Annotated in this window: 15 protein-coding genes and 1 pseudogene; 8 read left to right on the forward strand and 8 right to left on the reverse strand. The window is 61.6% G+C overall.

The genetic code is table 11. From position 1 onward, the window contains the following. Positions 1–53: 53 nt before the first annotated feature. Positions 54–2,228: a S9 family peptidase gene (locus Q0974_RS16190; RefSeq protein WP_299329702.1), complete on the forward strand. Its 2,175-nt coding sequence runs from the start codon at positions 54–56 to the stop codon at positions 2,226–2,228. A gap of 187 nt (positions 2,229–2,415) precedes the next feature. Next, positions 2,416–2,817 (forward strand): thioesterase family protein, encoded by a 402-nt coding sequence (locus tag Q0974_RS16195; protein ID WP_299329704.1) that lies wholly within the window; start codon positions 2,416–2,418, stop codon positions 2,815–2,817. Here the strand turns inward: Q0974_RS16195 and Q0974_RS16200 are convergent. The 3 genes from Q0974_RS16200 to Q0974_RS16210 all read right to left on the reverse strand — a co-directional run bounded on the left by Q0974_RS16200 (position 2,814) and on the right by Q0974_RS16210 (position 5,483). Then, the gene (locus Q0974_RS16200; protein WP_299329706.1) at positions 2,814–3,506 is read right to left on the reverse strand and encodes an LCCL domain-containing protein; all 693 of its coding nucleotides are present in this window, start codon (positions 3,504–3,506) and stop codon (positions 2,814–2,816) included. The two genes, Q0974_RS16195 and Q0974_RS16200, sit on opposite strands and share 4 nt — an antisense overlap. Positions 3,507–3,580: 74 nt before the next feature. Continuing rightward, positions 3,581–4,663, reverse strand: coding sequence for an LCCL domain-containing protein (locus Q0974_RS16205; RefSeq protein ID WP_299329708.1), 1,083 nt, complete (start codon positions 4,661–4,663; stop codon positions 3,581–3,583). Between the two features lie 112 nt (positions 4,664–4,775). Further along, positions 4,776–5,483 carry an alpha/beta hydrolase gene (locus tag Q0974_RS16210; RefSeq protein WP_299329710.1) on the reverse strand — a complete coding sequence of 236 codons (708 nt, stop codon included), beginning with the start codon at positions 5,481–5,483 and terminating at the stop codon, positions 4,776–4,778. A 70-nt stretch (positions 5,484–5,553) separates the two neighbouring features. Between Q0974_RS16210 and Q0974_RS16215 the strand changes: the two genes are divergently transcribed. Next, on the forward strand, positions 5,554–7,125 hold the full coding sequence (locus Q0974_RS16215) for an NAD(P)/FAD-dependent oxidoreductase (RefSeq protein ID WP_299329712.1): 1,572 nt from the start codon (positions 5,554–5,556) through the stop codon (positions 7,123–7,125). A 40-nt stretch (positions 7,126–7,165) separates the two neighbouring features. Here Q0974_RS16215 and Q0974_RS16220 read toward each other — a convergent pair whose 3' ends face one another. Continuing rightward, positions 7,166–7,915: an LCCL domain-containing protein gene (locus tag Q0974_RS16220; RefSeq protein ID WP_299329714.1), complete on the reverse strand. Its 750-nt coding sequence runs from the start codon at positions 7,913–7,915 to the stop codon at positions 7,166–7,168. A 169-nt stretch (positions 7,916–8,084) separates the two neighbouring features. Here Q0974_RS16220 and pgl point away from each other — a divergent pair, with 169 nt between their 5' ends. Next, positions 8,085–8,792 carry a 6-phosphogluconolactonase gene (pgl, locus tag Q0974_RS16225; RefSeq protein ID WP_299329716.1) on the forward strand — a complete coding sequence of 236 codons (708 nt, stop codon included), beginning with the start codon at positions 8,085–8,087 and terminating at the stop codon, positions 8,790–8,792. Positions 8,793–8,826: 34 nt separating this feature from the next. On the opposite strand, the gene Q0974_RS16230 is transcribed toward pgl, so the two are convergent. Together Q0974_RS16230 and Q0974_RS16235 are read right to left on the reverse strand one after the other, a co-directional pair. Further along, positions 8,827–9,465: a hypothetical protein gene (locus tag Q0974_RS16230; protein WP_299329718.1), complete on the reverse strand. Its 639-nt coding sequence runs from the start codon at positions 9,463–9,465 to the stop codon at positions 8,827–8,829. Beyond that, positions 9,455–10,672 carry a hypothetical protein gene (locus Q0974_RS16235; protein ID WP_299329720.1) on the reverse strand — a complete coding sequence of 406 codons (1,218 nt, stop codon included), beginning with the start codon at positions 10,670–10,672 and terminating at the stop codon, positions 9,455–9,457. The genes Q0974_RS16230 and Q0974_RS16235 overlap by 11 nt, the downstream gene beginning before the upstream one ends. Positions 10,673–10,693: 21 nt before the next feature. Between Q0974_RS16235 and Q0974_RS16240 the strand changes: the two genes are divergently transcribed. Next, positions 10,694–11,098: a hypothetical protein gene (locus Q0974_RS16240; RefSeq protein ID WP_299329722.1), complete on the forward strand. Its 405-nt coding sequence runs from the start codon at positions 10,694–10,696 to the stop codon at positions 11,096–11,098. Here Q0974_RS16240 and Q0974_RS16295 read toward each other — a convergent pair. Beyond that, positions 11,003–11,257, reverse strand: coding sequence for a hypothetical protein (locus tag Q0974_RS16295; protein WP_366943612.1), 255 nt, complete (start codon positions 11,255–11,257; stop codon positions 11,003–11,005). The two genes, Q0974_RS16240 and Q0974_RS16295, sit on opposite strands and share 96 nt — an antisense overlap. Then, positions 11,202–11,399, reverse strand: a complete 198-nt coding sequence (locus Q0974_RS16245; RefSeq protein WP_299329724.1) for a hypothetical protein — start codon at positions 11,397–11,399, stop codon at positions 11,202–11,204. The genes Q0974_RS16295 and Q0974_RS16245 overlap by 56 nt, the downstream gene beginning before the upstream one ends. Before the next feature lie 373 nt (positions 11,400–11,772). Between Q0974_RS16245 and Q0974_RS16300 the strand changes: the two genes are divergently transcribed. From Q0974_RS16300 to Q0974_RS16255, 3 genes and pseudogenes are all read left to right on the forward strand, one after another. Beyond that, positions 11,773–12,051: a PilZ domain-containing protein gene (locus tag Q0974_RS16300; RefSeq protein WP_366943611.1), complete on the forward strand. Its 279-nt coding sequence runs from the start codon at positions 11,773–11,775 to the stop codon at positions 12,049–12,051. Between the two features lie 263 nt (positions 12,052–12,314). Further along, positions 12,315–14,039, forward strand: a complete 1,725-nt coding sequence (locus tag Q0974_RS16250) for an alpha/beta fold hydrolase (RefSeq protein ID WP_299329726.1) — start codon at positions 12,315–12,317, stop codon at positions 14,037–14,039. A gap of 507 nt (positions 14,040–14,546) precedes the next feature. Next, positions 14,547–16,492 (forward strand): annotated as a pseudogene (locus tag Q0974_RS16255) (hypothetical protein); the annotation flags it as partial.

The following is a 16,492-nucleotide window of genomic DNA, read 5'->3' on the forward strand; positions in this document are numbered from 1 at the left end:
CGTGCATCATAGCCACAGGCGCCTCCCGGCGCCACTGCCTGAAAGGTCATTCCATGCTGTCACGCCCGTCGCTCGCCGCCGCCAGCCTCTTCGCGCTGGCCGTTTCCGTCTCCGCTCCCGCTATTGCCCAGGAAGAAAGCCTGTCCGTGTCCGAAACCGCCCTACCCGAACCGCCCGTCGCCGATCGCCGCCCGCGCAGCTTCACTATGCACGGTATAACGGTCGAAGACCCGTATCACTGGCTGCGCGATCAGGGCTATCCGGAGATCGACGACGAAGATGTGCTCGAATATCTCAACGAAGAGAATGCCTATTTCCAGGCGGTGATGGCGCCGCATGCCGAGCTGGTCGAAACGCTCTATGATGAGATGCGCGGCCGGCTGCCCGAAAATGATTCGAGCGTGCCGATCCCCGATGGCGATTACGAATATTGGTATGCCTATAATGAGGGGCAAGAATATCGGCTCTGGTACCGCCGTCCGCGCGCGGGCGGAGAGGATGAGCTGCTGCTCGACGAAAATGCGTTGGCAGAGGGGCATGACCAGTTCAGCCTCGGCACGATCGCGATCAGCCCCGACGCGCGCCTGCTCGCCTATTCGACCGATACCGACGGATCGGAACGCTATGTGCTGCGCTTCCGCGACCTGACGACTGGTGAGGATCTGCCGGACCAGATCCCCGGGACGCTGGGCGGCGTCATCTGGGCGGCGGACTCGGCCAGCATCGTCTACACCCCGGTCGACGATAATTGGCGCAGCAAGGTCGCCATGCATCACACGCTCGGCACGGACCCAAGCGCCGATCGCGAAATCTACCGCGAAACCGAAGAAGGCATGCAGCTCGGGATCGATCAGACCCAGTCGCGCCGTTTCCTCACGATCAGCGCCGGCGACAATGTCACCAACGAAGTGCGCTTGGTGCCGCTCGACGATCTCACGGCCGAACCCGTCCTCGTGTCGCCGCGCGTGACCGACCGGCAATATTCGGTCGAGCATTGGCCGGGCGGGGATGCCGAAGAACGGCTCTACATCGTCTCCAACCAGGATCATGTGAATTTTGCGGTCTATACCGCGTCGCTCGACGATCCGGGCACATGGGGCGAAGCGATCGGCGGCAGCGACGATTACTACATCACCGGGCTGACCGCCTTTCAGGATTTCTTCGTGCTCGAAGGCCGGGACCGCGGGCTCGACCAGATCGATATCTGGCCGCACAGTTTTGCACCGCCAACCCGTATCGAATTTCCCGAAGCAAGCTATGACGCCGGCCTCGGTCCAGTTGCCGAATTTGATGTCGATACGATCCGCGTTGACTATGAATCGATGGTCACGCCGGACACCGATTACAGCTACGATGTGACGAGCGGGGAACTGACCACGCTCAAAGTGCAGCAGATCCCGTCCGGCTATGACGCCAGTCAGTACACGACCGAGCGGCTCGAGATCGAGGCGCGTGACGGCACGATGGTGCCGGTCAGCCTCGTCTATCGCCGCGATACCGAGATCGGGCCCGATACGCCCGTTCATCTCTACGCCTATGGCGCCTATGGCTATGCCGTGCCGCCCGTCTTCTCGACGCGGCAGCTGAGCCTCACCAATCGCGGCTTCATCTTCGCCATCGCCCATATCCGCGGCGGCGACGATCTCGGCTATCAATGGTATCTCGATGGCAAGCTCGACCGGCGGACCAACACCTTCAACGATTTCGTGGATGTAGCCCGCGGGCTCATCGCGCGGGGTTATACGAGCGCGGGCCGGATCGCAGCCTCGGGCGGTTCGGCGGGCGGCGAGCTGATGGGTGTCGTCGTCAATACCGATCCCGATCTCTGGGGCGCGGTCGTCGCCGAAGTACCGTTCGTCGATGTGCTCAATACGATGCTCGACGCGACTCTACCGCTGACGCCCGGCGAATGGCCCGAATGGGGCAATCCGATCACGAGCGCCGACGATTTCCGCCTGATCCAGGGCTACTCGCCCTATGACAATGTCAGCGCGCAGGACTATCCACCGATCATGGTGACGGCGGGCCTTAACGATCCGCGCGTCACCTATTGGGAACCGGCGAAATGGACGGCCCGGCTCCGGCACCTCAGGACCGACGACGACCTCACCGTGCTGCGCACCAATATGGGCGCGGGCCATGCCGGCCAGTCCGGCCGCTTCCAGGCGCTGCGCGACGAGGCCGAAGCCCAGGCCTTCATGATCACGCAGCTCGGGGTGGAGGAATAAAAAAAACCTCCTCTCCCATCTCGGGAGAGGAAACGAGACTTGGCGAGGCACGAGCCTAGTCGCAGTTGGAGAGGGCTTCGCCGGCCGGCGCGTACGAAATTTACGCTTCGCTCTACACCCTCTCCCTGCTGCTGCTTCGCACCAGCTTTCCCTCTCCCGTGAAGGGAGAGGGGATTAAGGAGTTCCAATGCCTTTCTCCCACACCGTCACCGCGCACGCAGAGCATATTGACGAGCTCGGCCATGTGAACAATGCGGTCTGGGTCCAGTGGATCCAGGACCTAGCCGTCGCGCACTGGAATGCGGTCGCCGATCCGGCGCATATCGCCGCCTATATCTGGGTCGTTATCCGGCATGAGATCGACTATCTGCGCCCGGCGCTCGAAGGCGATGAGGTGACTGGAACAACCTGGATCGAAGAGGGGCCGAAGGGCGCGCGCTTCAACCGCTATATGGAATTTGCCGGCGCGGACGGGAAACTGCGGATCAAGGCGAAGACGACCTGGGCGATGATCGACCGGGAGACCGGGCGACCGGCGCGCGTCACGCCCGATATCGCAGCACCCTTTCTGCCGGACGCCAAGCCCTAGAAATTGCCCTCGCCGGCGATCACGCGGAAGCTGCCGCCCCATTCGCCATGATCGAGCGAGGCGATGCCGAAGCGCATCGAGCCTTGATATCGCGCCCGGCCGACTTCGCGCCGTACGATGACGATCCCGCCGCTCTCGCCGATCACGCCGCTATGCGCCGCGGCCCGGCAGATACGCGATCCGTCCGTATAGACGCCCGTGCCCCAGACCGTCCCGTCGCGGCTGTCGATGCCGAGGCAGCGGCAGCGGATCGCTTCGCCGATCGCGATATTGCGCGCCGTATCGGGGCAGCGCAGCGCGCGAATATTGTCGCGCTCGTTCGACCAGAGGAAGCGATAGCTGGCCGGCCATTCGCCGAAGGATCGCGAGACGAGCCCCTGCCGCTCGCTGCCCCGGTAGCGATTGCGGCCCGGCAGCATTTCAAGCCGCACCATGCCGCCATTGCGCGTGATCGCCCCGGCATGGACGGCCGCGCGGCAGATCCGCGAATCGTCGGTATAGATCACGCTGCCCCAGATGCCGCCGCCATTGGTATCCTCGGCCGGGCAATGGCAGGCCAGCGTCTCGCTCGTCCCGCGCAGTTCGCTCGCGTCGAACGGGCAGGTTTCGGCGCCCAGCGGCACCGTGTTCGATAGGCTGCGCGGCGCGAAAATCGCTAGCGCGAGCAGCAGCATGGCGGCAATGAGCAACGGTCTCGAAATGGCGACGTCCGTCCTTTCGCGGCCAACCCTATCGCAAAGCGCCCGGCGCCTTCAATCGCCGCCTAGCGCCCGAAGCGGAAGCTGTAATCGGCCTGCCCGGCGTTCAGCGTCATAACGCCGTTGCGGCTGGACCCGCGAAACGAACTTTGCCCGCCACCGGGAAAGATCGTGACGACGCCGCCATCGCGCCCCACAGCCCCGGCATGCAGGGCCGCGCGGCACACGGCGGAGCGTTCGCTATATACGTTGGTGCCGAACACCTGGCCGGCGCTGACGCCGGTGCGCGTGCAGCGGCATGTCACCCGGCCCGGCGCCGCGCGCAAGGCGAAGCCGTAGCCCGGACAATTGCTGACCTCGCCACCCGAAGGCGGGCGTAGCGGCGGATAAGGCGTGTTGGGCGGCACATAGCCGCCGCTGCCGCCACTCCCGCCGCCGACAAACACATAGCTGCCGCTCCACCGGCCATAATCGCTCGTGCGGACGCCGTTACGGCGGCTGCCGCGATAGGATGACCGGCCGCCGCGCGTTTCCAGCGTAACGACGCCGCCCCGATTGCCGATCACGCCGGCATGCAGGGCCGCACGGCATATCCGCGAATCGTCGGTATAGGTTTCGGTACCCCAGACGCTGCCACTGCGCGTGGCGCCGGCATCGCAATAACAGCTGCGCCGGTCGCGGCGACCACGCCATTGCGTCGCATTGGACGGGCAGTCCTCGACCCGGTCGCCGCCCGGGTATCCACTTCCGGGCTGACCGCCATAATTGCCGCTCGCGAACCGGAAGCTGCCCGGCCAGCGGCCATAATCGCTCGTTCTGACCCCGTTACGCCGCGATCCCTCAAAGCGGTTCTGCCCGCCGAGAAAGACGACGCGGACATTCCCGCCGCGCTCGCTGATCCGTCCGGCATGGACCGCGGCGCGGCAGACGCGCGAATCGTCCGTGTAAATATCGGTACCCCAGACCGTCCCGCTAGACGCGGCGCGCGCGTCGCAATGGCAGGTCATCGCGCCGGTGCGGCCGCGATATTGGACGAGCGAACCCGGGCAGTTGTCGATCCGCTGATACATCGCTTCGCCGGGGCTCGTCACGGGGAGCGAGAATAGCGCGAACAGCGCGAGCAGAAATGGAATGGTGATACGGATCATGAAAACACCCCTTGGAGCGCCCCGCGACAGCGCGAGACAACGAGACAAATGGCTGCGACCCGAATTGCCAGCGTACATCATCGCCCGGCGCGCTCCGAATCGCAACCGGCGTCTAGCGCGCCAATGTTTGGAGAATGGCCGCGAGCGAGCGGCGGTCGGACGCGAAGTCCATATGCCGGCAATCCAGTTCGATCGTACGATCCGCTTCGCCGGCTGCGCCGCGCGCGCAGTCTCCGGGAATCACGCCGTCGCGGCGGGACCAGAGCGCGGTCGTCGGCACCGGCGGCTTTTCGTGCAGGCGTACATCGATCGGCGGCTTGTCCACCGGGTGGCGGGCGATCATTTCGTAGAGCCGCCAAACGCGGTTATGGCGCGGATCGCCGGAAAAGGGGCTGCCAAGTGTGATGACCTGGCGCACGGCCTGCGGCGAAACCTTTGCAAGTTCGCGCGCATAAAGGCCGCCCAGGCTCCAGCCGACCAGCGCGACGCGCTGACCGGTAACGTCCGCCAATCCCAGCACCGCATCGTTCATCCGGCCGAACAGTTGTGCACTGAGCCGCAGATTCACGCCATGGCCCCAGCCATGCGCGGCATAGCCCGCCGCTTCCAGCGTCCGGCGTAACCGCGTCGTCGACTGGTCGGAGGCGAGAAAACCGGGCAGCACGATCACGGGCCGGCCATCGCCGGCAAAGTCTTGCGCCACCGCATGATCGACGCCGCGTTTGCGGACGGCACGGACCAGCGCCACGGCTTCGCTCGCGAAGCTGCGCAGGCTGGGCATGGCCGATGTCTGGCCGAGAGGCTGGCTGACCTGATTCATTGCACTTTTATTACAGACAGAAGCTTAACCTTCAATTGCACTTTTTCGGGCGTGGCCGCACAACCATCCCATGGCGGCACGGCGGGCGATCATCATCGGGGCGGGGCATAATGGGCTGGTCTGCGGCTGGTATCTGGCCCGCGCGAGCTATCAGGTCGAAATCCTCGAAGCGCGGAGCATCGTTGGCGGTGCGGCGGTTACCGAGGAATTCCATCCCGGTTTCCGCAATTCGACGGCAAGCTATACGGTCGGGTTGCTTGACCCTGATATCGCGGCCGCGATGCGGCTCGCCGAGCATGGCCTGACCATTGTCGACCGGCCCGTATCGAATTTCCTGCCGCTCGATGCGGACAACTACCTCCTGATGGGCGGCGGCCGAAGCGCGGAGGAAGTCGCCAAATTCTCGCGCGCCGATGCGGCGATGCTGCCCGAATATGCGCGGCGTCTCGATGCGGCTGCCGGACTGCTCCGCCATCTGACCAAGATGGTCCCACCCAATGCCGGGGGCGGGCTCGACGATCTGTTCCGCGCCGTGGGTCAGGCGCGGAGTGCGCTCAGGCTCCCGCTGGAAGCGCAGCGCGACGCGATCGATCTGTTCACCCGCTCGGCGCGCGAGTTTCTGGACGGATTTTTCGAGAGCGACGCGATAAAGGCCGCATTCGGGTTCGACAGTGTGGTCGGGGCCTATCACAGCCCCGACACGCCCGGTTCGGCCTATGTGCTGCTCCACCATGTCTTCGGCGAAGTGAATGGCAAGCCCGGCCAATGGGGCCATGCGATCGGCGGGATGGGCGCGATTACCCAAGCGATGGCGGCCGCCTGTCGCGAAGCGGGTGTGACCATTCGCACGGATACGCCGGTCGCCAGAGTGCTCGCCAGCAATGCCCGCGCCGATGGGGTGGAAACCCAGGCCGGTGAGCGCATTGCGGCCGATCTGGTTATCGGCAATGTGCATCCCAAGCGGCTGCTGCTTGAGATGCTCGATCCCGGCTTGCTCGATCCAGCACTGCGCAAGCGGATGGAACAACATGTATCCGGCTCGGGCACGTTCCGGATGAATGTCGCGCTATCCGAACTGCCGCGCTTCGCCTGCCTGCCCGAACCGGGACCGCACCTGTCTAGCGGCATCATAATGGCGCCAAGCCTCGACTATATGGACCGGGCCTTTCAGGACGCGCGCGCGAAAGGCTGGTCCAAAGAACCGATCGTCGAAATGCTGATCCCCTCGACGCTCGACGACAGCCTCGCGCCAGAAGGTCAGCATGTCGCGAGCCTGTTCTGCCAGCAATTCGATCCCGCGCTCGATTGGGATACGCACAAGGATGCGGCGGTCGATACGATCCTCGATACGGTTGAAGCGCATGCGCCGGGCTTTCGCGCAAGCATATTGGGCCAGCTCGCTTTATCGCCACTCGATCTCGAACGCCGGTTCGGCCTGATCGGCGGGGATATTTTCCATGGCCGGATGTCACTTGATCAGCTCTGGGCGATGCGCCCGATGCTCGGGATTGCCGATCATCGCATGCCGGTGCCCGGCCTCTATCTGTGCGGGTCGGGCGCGCATCCGGGCGGCGGCGTCACCGGCCGGCCCGGGCGCAACGCCGCGAGTGTCGTGATCAAGGACGGGCGGCGGCTCTTCTGAGCCGCCGCCCGCCATTAGCCCCAAAAGGCGATTGCTGTGCCTAGCTGGCGTCTTCGAATTCGAAGCTGCCGGACCACGCGCCATAGTCGCGCGTTTCCACGCCATTGGCTTCCGAGCCGCTATAGCTTTCGAGGCCATCGACGAGGTTGATCGTCACATTGCCGCCACCGGCGTCGATCACGCCGGCATGCACGGCGGCCTGGCAGATGCCCGAATCGTCGGTATAGGTTTCGGTACCCCAGACCGTCCCGGCTTCTGTCGCTTCCGCAGAGCAGCTGCAGGTCAGGCTTTCCTCGCCGCCGCGCAATCCGCGGGCATTGGTCGGACAGGCTTCGACGGCAGCGACTTCGTCCTCGGGCTCGCCCAGTGTTCCGCCTTCGAATGCGAAGCTACCGCCCCAACTACCCCAGCGGCGCGTTTCGACGCCATTGGCTTCGGAGGCCGTGTAGGATTCGCGGCCGTCCATGAAGTTGATCGTCACATTGGCCGGTTCGTCGCCGACAAGGCCTGCATGCATCGCCGCGCGGCATACTGCGGAATCGTCCGAATAGGGCCCGGCGCCCCAGACGGTTCCGGCTTCGGCTGCCTCGGCCGAGCAGGAGCAGGTAAACGGATCGGCGGAGCCGCGCATATCCTGTACCCGGTCAGGGCACGGATCGGCGAGCGGTTCGGCTACTTCTTCCGGTTCTTCTTCGGCCGGCTCTTCTTCGGTTGCCCCGCCGCCGCAAGCGGCGAGCCCGATCGCGGCGACCGCCACGGTGCTCCAACGCAAAATCGACTGTCTTTTCATCAAAACCCTCCCAAGTTTCCCAATGGCGAACGCAGGCGCGACTCGCGGCCCCTCGTTCCGCTGCAGACTATCGTTGAAACGCCGCCGCGGTGCAAATCCCGACCGCTCTGGCCTTCGCCGCCATAGCGGCTATAGGGGCGGGACAGAATACAGGCAGCGGAGCCGATCGATGATCGAAGTGGAATGGTGGGAATTCGAAGACAATGACACGCTGGCGGGCGAAGTCGCCGGCGATATCGGATTCATCATCGAAAAGGCGATCGAAACAAACGGCAAGGCGGAGCTCGCCCTGCCTGGCGGCCGGACGCCCGTGCCGATTCTCGAAACGCTCGCCAAGCGCGATTTCGACTGGTCCAAGGTGCGCGTCTTCCCGACCAATGAGCGGATCGTGCCGGAAGGCGACGCACACAGCAATTACGAGATGCTCAAGCGGATTCTGGGCGCGGTCGGCGCGACCGTCGAGCCGCTGATCGATCATGCGCAGAATTGGAGCACCAAGGAGGCCGGCCAGAGCGCCGACGCCCGGGTCGCCGGATTCAGCTGGCCCGTGGATCTGGTCTGGCTCGGCATGGGCGAGGACGGTTCGACCGCCTCGATCTTCCCCAACCAGATGGACGATGCGATCAACGCGCCGAAAAGCCGCCGCGCCGTCGGCGTATCGCCCGATCCCGCGCCGCCCAGCGCCCCGTTCGACCGCGTAACCCTCACCCGCAGTGCTTTGCTCAGCGCCCACACAATGATCGTCACGCTCGCCGGTGCGAAGAAGAAAGAAGTGCTCGAAAAGGCGATCGAAGACGGTCCGCTCTCCAACGTCCCCATCGGCCGCATACTCGCCGAAGTCGAAGTGCCCGTCGATATCTATTGGAGCGCGAAATAGAACTGGGGCGCGCGGGCTAACAGGCCCTACGGAATCATGGGTTGCCAACAAGCTCGAGCTTGGATTGGTTCCCGGCCGTAAGATCGATTTCCAGCAGGGACGTGGTCGTCAGCGACGCGCTTTCCTTCACGACCGGGATCGTATTGAGCTGTTGCAGTTTCCAGTAAGGGTTGGCCAATCCGCCAAGCGGGCGATCGTCCAGACCGTTGATCGCATAATAGTTATTGGCGCTGGCTGTGCCGAAGAGCGTGTCGTCGATCGGATAGACCATGCGGCGCATGCCGGGCAGCAAGGCATGCTGATCGAGCACCAAAATGCCGTCCGGCACGCCAAGAGCGCCCGAGACATAACCGATGAGCACCGCGGCATGGCTGGTCATGTTTCCCGGCGCGCCGATGCCGACGGCGCCATCATAATAGTCGCTGTCCCGCCCTTCCCGATCCATGAATGTCGCGATCGGCGTGCCGACCGGCATGCGGCGCGAAAGAATGGAATCGCCGCGCCGCCAATCGACGACCGTCGCCTCATCCTCCACTGCCAGTTTCGCCAATGCTACGCACTGCCGGTTGTTCATCTTGTGCGCATTCGCACGCAGGCGATGGAAAAGCTCGCGCTCCGCCTCGCCCACCGGAATGGCGTCGATATGCGGGTTCAGAACGGCTTCATGCCCCATCGTCGGTTAACTCCGCGTGAGGCGCCTCGGCCGGATCGAACACAGCTGCAAGCCGGACCAGATATTCGAGCGGCGTAATATCGAGATCGCGCAGTTTCGGATGGACGGCGTAGAAGCGTTCGCTATCGAAGCCGGCAGCCGGTTCGAGACCACCCCGCGCACCATGGGCCAGATAATGGTCGAGCGGATCAAGGTCCTGCTTACCGACATCCGGGTTCTGCGCCATATACCAGTCGGGGTCGAACAAGCCGGATAGCGCGATCGCGTTTTTCCAATCCGCAGCTTCGTTGTCGAGCGGGAGGTCGGCGACCGTTGCGAGATAATCGACCAGTGTCCGATTCCGCATCAATGATTTTTCGAGTGCGCGCTCCAGCTGTTCGATCCGGCGCTCTTGCCGCCGTTCCTTCATCTCGTGAAGGGCAACGCTTTCCCATTGTTCGTCAGCCTCGCGGGCTAGCATCTCGAGATAGCGCGCGACCGATCTTTTGCCGGCCCTGCGCACCGGAGCGTTCATCGCAAATCTGTAGAGCGATTGCAGATCGTCGATGGCCCGATCGATGGAGAAACGCGCGCGCACATCGGCAGTCACCCGTCCGATATCCTCGGGGTGATAGGCGTCAAGCTGACGCGCCAGCCAGTCGGCGCTCACTTGTTCCGACGTGGTGAAATAGCGCGGGCTGAAATTGCAGTTCGCCCAGTCCTCAAAATTGGTGGTCGTTACGAGTTCGCCAGCGAGAGCGGGCACGATCGGGATCGTCGCGCATCCGCTCGCCATGGCTTCGATCGCGCAGCGCCCGATGGCAAAAGCGATGTCATAATCCGGCAGGTCAAGCTCCGGATTGGGGTTCGGATTGCCATAGGCGCCGCCAATCTTGTCGAGCGAGATACCATGCGCATGACAGGCGTGCTCGAGACTGGTCTGCTCATCGGGCGAAAATCCATTCTGTCCGAACAGCACCGCGCGCCGTAGAGGTTTGGAGATCGGTTTTCGGGCACGCGAAAACCGTTGCGTATCGACAAAATTGGGTATGATCGAAATCCGATTCTTCGCCAAGCTATAATGGGTGGCCAGGTAGGTCGCCATCTTTCCCGAAATGGCGACATACTGTTTGATATTGTGATGCCGAGGCGGTCGTTCGACCCAAGGCCTTGTCCCGTTGCATACATATATTGCAGGCGTATCCGGATAGCGGGCCAAAGCGGTCATGGCCGGAAGATGATGGTGTGCATGAATGACATCTGGCCGCCAATGCACATCTTCGATATCGGCATGGCATGCGATACCATTCGCCGAAAGAATGCCAACGAGCTTGCCCGGCCGGGGGCAATAGACTGCGACATCATGGCCTGCCGCCTTCAATCCTCTCGCCAATTCCAGTGTGATGGTTTCAGTGCCGCCGAAACCATTGAGCTTACGTTGCGTGAAGAGCAGCTTCACACTAACCCGGCGAAAGGGCCTGCGGCCCTTTCTTCATTGATGCGGGCAATGCCCTCATATCCGCTGCTTAACCCCGAAATCCCCCTGCTCTTCGGAAAACTAGCCTGCACCATTTTCCAGAGTCAATCTCGTAGCGGGGAGCAGCTGGCGGACACACCGGGATTTGACAGCCATAACAGTCTCATCGATTTTTGAATCGCCAGTCGTCGAGGCGAGAGTGTCGTTCACCGACGATGTCTTCCAGTTCAATTGAGCGAGCTTTTCTACGACGATCGCGCCTATCATCTTGCCCGAAAGCTTAGCCGTCAGTTTGTTCTCGGCTCCGAAACGCTCCGATCGGCCGGCGGCTAGAATTGCCCGAAGATGGGCGGGCCATTTCGCTGATCTGGGTAAGCTCTTTCTTGATGCCGTCGAAGGCTGGAGCGATGCCGTCTGTGATCTGATCGTCCGCAGCCGGCCGGTCGATCAAATGTGCCACACTGATCTCGGGCAGCATAGCTTCCCAATCAGAGACTATCTCTGAAATCTCGGACCAAACGATAGGCCAGAGATTCCCAGCTAGCCGAACTATCATCAACGCCCGTTTCGATCGTCACGCAACCGAATTGTCGTTCCTGCCCGTAGATCGGGAAACCCGCTGATCCGATGGGGAAAATCGCGCCATACCAAAGATGAGGTATGACCGGGTGATTTCGGCCAAACATAGTCGCCACTATGAGTGTTTTTGGTTTGCTCCCGGCATTTCCGGGTCGCAGAGGCCGACGTTCAGCCCCCCCGGACTTGAGCGTCGGCCTCAAAAATCGGGGGAAGCGGGGAGATTAGAATGCGGAGGAAAAGTCAGAATGTCGGCGCATGGGTGAGACGGACCTATGGAAGAGAGAGCGGAACGTAAGAAAGCTGGTATTCGTATCGATTATCGACGGCGCGGACTGCCGCGATCGCGAGCAGATCTTGTGGATATTTCGAAGACCGGCTGCTTGATCGACACGTCGGCTTCAGTCCGGATTGGCGAGAGTATTTCGATTTACTTGGGCAATCTGCAACCATTACGGTCAAATGTTGTACGAGTAGCCGGCTTTCAAGTTGCTTGTCAGTTTGAGCGTCCGATTGATGACGCGGTGTACGAACATTGGGCATCAAAGCTATAATCATGGTGCTCGTCCCATTTTATACGGAAGGTGACGATGAGTGTCTTGCCAGGGTTCAATGGAGCCATTCTGAAACCAGGGGGCGTATGGCTTGCCGTTACGCCACGAAGACCAGCGCAGAAGAAGGTTTGCAAGAGGGCTTGGTCTTAGTCTCCTTGTCGAGTCCTAAGGCCACGCTCTTGCGTCACCTAAAGCACAACGTGTCAAGCTGAGCAGAGTTTGAAGCGTCTTACCAACGTACGAGCATTGCATAGACCGAGATTGTGGAAGAAACCGAAGACCAGTCAGGGACAGACCCTTCAGAGCTGGCAGTCGATCTTGAGATTGTGGCAAACAGCTATCGCCTCGCGAGCGACGAAGGCGCTTTCCACGATTTGCTGGCCGCATGGGAGAAGAAACTCTCGATCGCCGAGAGTCGGAAGCCAGACGCAACACAGATCGATCCCGGCGGAGTCGTAAGTAAACATCTGCACCGCGCGCGCGAAGTAATTGCCAAGTTGCACACAGCACCCCGCGAAGACGCGCTGGACGAGGCTGTGAGTGCCGTCGCTTCCGCTGCGATCGTTCTAACACCTCGATGTATTGTCGCGGCAGCAAACGCCGCTGCAGGAATAGAGTTTGCGGCTACACAGGGAAAACACAACTCTCTGGAGTGGATCGATCCGACGTCAATTGACGATTTCAAAGCCGTCCAGCGCAGCGCAAGTAACCACGGGAACAGGCGTCACGCCATAATCTGGACAATCGATCCTCAGGGGGAGCGCGGACTGGCCGAGGCCTATGTCTTGGAGCCAATTGAGGGCCACGCCTCGTATATCGTGGTTCGATCGCTCGAAACCGGATGGGCAAGTGAAATCGATACGGTTTTGGAGCAGGCTTTTGGGCTAACCCAAGCGGAACGGGAAGTGGCAAAGCTGCTCCACGAGACTTGTGACAGCGGACGGATCGCGGATCGTCGCGAGACCAGCATTCAAACCGTTCGGACACAAGTGCGGGAGATACTCGATAAGACCGGTACGAACTCTCAGGTTGAGCTCATACGGCTTCTGGGGCTGCTCTCTGCGCGCGCCTCGCACGGCGAACGTTCCGAAAATGACAGGTGGCGGGACCCTTGGGGGCATGAGCAAATACTGATCATGCCGAACGGAAACCGGTTGGCTTACAGTTGGACGGGCTCAAGCCGCGGCCAGCCTGCAGTGTTAATCCATGGCAACACTCTCGGCTATATCCTCGGCGAGCGCATAGAACGAGACATTCGTGAAGCCCGGATCAAATTATACGCCATTTCGCGCCCAGGCTTTGGAAGATCCCAGAGCGATCGCAGCGTTGAACCTTTCGCTGAGCATTGTGATGCGATCGAGTGGTTCATGGATCGGCTTGAACTGTCGCAAGTGACGGGTATCGCCTTAGGCAGCGGGTCTCCCATGCTTCTCGCGGTTGCGGCGAGGAGGCCCGACTTGTTTAGCCGGTTGCTTATCACTGGCATGCTGTTGCCCTTCGATGCCGAACAACTCGCAAACCTGACATTCAATCAACGGATTATGTTCAATCTTGCGCGTACGGCGCCGCGAGCTGCTGAATTGATTGCTGCAGCGGGCGCGCGTCACATCTACCAGAAAGGCCCAGACTGGTTTCTCCAATATGGTTGGGGCAAAGTGCCTGCCGCTCAAAGAGCTATCAAAGACCCGGAAATTGCCCCAATTATCCGCAACGCCTGCCTCTTGACGATGTCGGGCGGTCCGGTCCAGTTTGTTCGTGAATTGCGGCGTGCGTGGTTTGATTATCGGGCCGGTATGAAAAGAATACAATGCCCGGTGCATCATATCAAAGGGGTTTATGACCGTTCAGTCAGTGCGCAAAAGGCGAAGGCCTTTGCTGCACAGAGCGAGCTTTTTTCCACAGAAACGTTTGACGACGCTGGCTATTTTCTTCCGTATGAAAGGCCAGACATTTTTTCGGATCGACTTATCAGGTCTGTGAAGGGCTAATTCGTCTACATACCACATATCAGGTATGACATCCGGTTAGATCTGATCCCACAAGAGCCCAATTGCTTCGACGCTGAGGGCTTTTCGTGTCGCAACGGGACGCCCCAAAATACAGTTTTGAGCACCGTCTAAGGTTGGAAAGAGATCGCGTCATCCGATGCAGATTCGTTTGCTGATCTTTTGGGTAAAGAGGGCTCTTTTCGGAGTGGCTCCACCAAATCAGTGTGCAATGGCTCCAGATGGCCCGGGCTACGATCTTCCGATTGATAGCCGCCCAAGGTTGCACTCGTTGCGCCTTCGGAAAAACTCAGAAAACTCCTACGCCCGAACCTGCCTCAGGGATGGGCTTTTTACGCCGACGGACAAGAATTTCGATCGCTTGTCGATCGCGCCAGTCGAGCTGAACCTCATCGCATGGTCAGATGGGAAGAGCGCGAATTTCTGCGACCGAGTGTGCCAGGATTCAAGAGGGCGGACGCCAGATCACATAAAGGAAGAGAAACGATCATGAGACGGATTTATCGCACCACAACCGCACTGACATTGGGCCTGGCCGCTGCAATCCTGCTGCCAGCTGAAGAAGCAAGAGCCGAAGCGTGCCTGCTCGACACCAATGAAGATGGCGACGCTGATTCCGGTATCGATACGGTCGGGCCTGGCACGCTGTCCGACACCGGTGATGCGGAACTCGCCTGCGGCGTTGGCGCCCAGGCCACCGGCGCATCGAGCACTGCAATCGGAGCCTCGGCAATTGCCAGCGGGACCGATGCGACTGCCATAGGCAACAGCGCCGATGCCACCGCCGCCGATACCACTGCGGTCGGTGCTGATGCACGAGCCGTTGGCGCACGATCGACTGCAGTGGGCGATCTAGCAAATGCCGACTTCGACGATACAACCCTGCTTGGCTATAACACCGATGTCGGTGGCAACGGTGCAACGGCAATTGGCGCCAATGCCAATGCCAACGCCTCTGGGAACGTTGCGATTGGCGCCGGAAGCGATGCGACGGGCGCGGGCAGCCTGGCTATTGGCGGCAACAGCAATGACGGAAATTCGCTGGGCGCACAGGCGACAGGCGCTTTTTCGACCGCGATCGGCTCTGATGCCACCGCCAGCGGACTCAACACTGTTGCAATCGGCGAAGGCGCTCAAGCAACAGACACCAATGCTCTCGCAATCGGAACCGAAGCGCGGGGGATAAGTGATAACGCCACCGCGATCGGCGTCTCTGCGCAAGCGAGTGCAAGCCGCGGTACAGCAGTGGGTAGCAGCGCCCAGGCAACAGGCGCGCAGTCAACCGCAATAGGCGTTCTCGCAGTCGCTGATTTTACCGACTCGATAGCTATTGGCGAGAACACAGATGTCGGCGGTATCGGGGCAATAGCGTTCGGTGCAGACGCGAATGCCGACGCCCTTTCTGCCATTTCCATTGGCGGTCAGAGCGGCGCGACCGCAGCAGGCTCCATCGCAATTGGAGGCGATGGCTCGGATTCGGGGAACAGCGGCGCGCAAGCTGGCGGTGAAGGGGCCATTGCAATTGGTCAGGACGCTTTTGCTCTTGAGATTGGCACTACAGCGATCGGCGATGGCGCGGCAGCGACGATCCTTTTCGACACTGCCTTTGGCTCCGATGCCCAAGCGACAGGCGGTGGAGCACTTGCCTTGGGAGGGGCATCAAGAGCAAGCAGCACTTCCAGCATCGCTATCGGTCTCTCTGCCAATGCATCAGCGACGGATGCGATCGCGCAAGGATCCTCGGCTGCTGCGTCAGGAGCCCAGTCGATTGCCCTCGGTTCCAGCACCGATGCGACTGCCGCCGGCGCCATCGCCATTGGCGGCGATGGTTTCGATGCGGATACGGACGGTGCGCAGGCCACGGCTGAAGGCGCGGTTGCGCTGGGTTCTGATACCGAAGCGAGCGGCGTCTTTACGACGGCCCTGGGCCGGGGTGCGGGTGCTTCTGGCGGCAACGCGACAGCGATCGGCAATGGCGCGCAGGCGACCAATGTGCGTGCGATGGCTGTAGGCCGCGGGACGGTCGCTTCGGGCATCAATGCGCTGGCGCTCGGTTCGGATGCCGATGCGACGGGTAATTCCTCCGTGGCGATCGGTGTCGATGGCAATGACGGTGATACGCTGGGCGCGCAGGCGACGGCCGGCCATGCGGTGGCGATCGGGGCGGATGCGACGGCGACGGAGATCCATGCCGTCGCCATCGGCACGCGGGCCGTGGCGAGTGGCACAACCTCTTTTGCGCTGGGCCGGGATTCGCAAGCAAGCGGATCGGGCTCGATCGCCATTGGCCGCCTGTCGGTGGCAAGCGCCTCCTCTTCGCTCGCGATGGGTCCGCTAGCACAGGCGATGTTCAGCAACTCGATGGCGATCGGCTTCGGCGCGCAGACCACCCGGATCAACCAGATCGTGATCGGTAATGCGGCCGCGACGGTAAC

Source organism: Parasphingopyxis sp., assembly GCF_028279465.1.
GTDB lineage: Bacteria > Pseudomonadota > Alphaproteobacteria > Sphingomonadales > Sphingomonadaceae > Parasphingopyxis.

Bases quoted from the DNA above. Each gene is read 5' to 3' on its own strand.
- Q0974_RS16190 (WP_299329702.1), top strand. From the start codon at position 54: ATGCTGTCACGCCCGTCGCTCGCCGCCGCCAGCCTCTTCGCGCTGGCC.
- Q0974_RS16195 (WP_299329704.1), top strand. From the start codon at position 2,416: ATGCCTTTCTCCCACACCGTCACCGCGCACGCAGAGCATATTGACGAG.
- Q0974_RS16205 (WP_299329708.1), bottom strand. From the start codon at position 4,663: ATGATCCGTATCACCATTCCATTTCTGCTCGCGCTGTTCGCGCTATTC.
- Q0974_RS16210 (WP_299329710.1), bottom strand. From the start codon at position 5,483: ATGAATCAGGTCAGCCAGCCTCTCGGCCAGACATCGGCCATGCCCAGC.
- Q0974_RS16215 (WP_299329712.1), top strand. From the start codon at position 5,554: ATGGCGGCACGGCGGGCGATCATCATCGGGGCGGGGCATAATGGGCTG.
- Q0974_RS16220 (WP_299329714.1), bottom strand. From the start codon at position 7,915: ATGAAAAGACAGTCGATTTTGCGTTGGAGCACCGTGGCGGTCGCCGCG.
- pgl (WP_299329716.1), top strand. From the start codon at position 8,085: ATGATCGAAGTGGAATGGTGGGAATTCGAAGACAATGACACGCTGGCG.
- Q0974_RS16230 (WP_299329718.1), bottom strand. From the start codon at position 9,465: ATGGGGCATGAAGCCGTTCTGAACCCGCATATCGACGCCATTCCGGTG.
- Q0974_RS16235 (WP_299329720.1), bottom strand. From the start codon at position 10,672: ATGACCGCTTTGGCCCGCTATCCGGATACGCCTGCAATATATGTATGC.
- Q0974_RS16240 (WP_299329722.1), top strand. From the start codon at position 10,694: ATGAATGACATCTGGCCGCCAATGCACATCTTCGATATCGGCATGGCA.
- Q0974_RS16245 (WP_299329724.1), bottom strand. From the start codon at position 11,399: ATGCTGCCCGAGATCAGTGTGGCACATTTGATCGACCGGCCGGCTGCG.
- Q0974_RS16300 (WP_366943611.1), top strand. From the start codon at position 11,773: ATGGAAGAGAGAGCGGAACGTAAGAAAGCTGGTATTCGTATCGATTAT.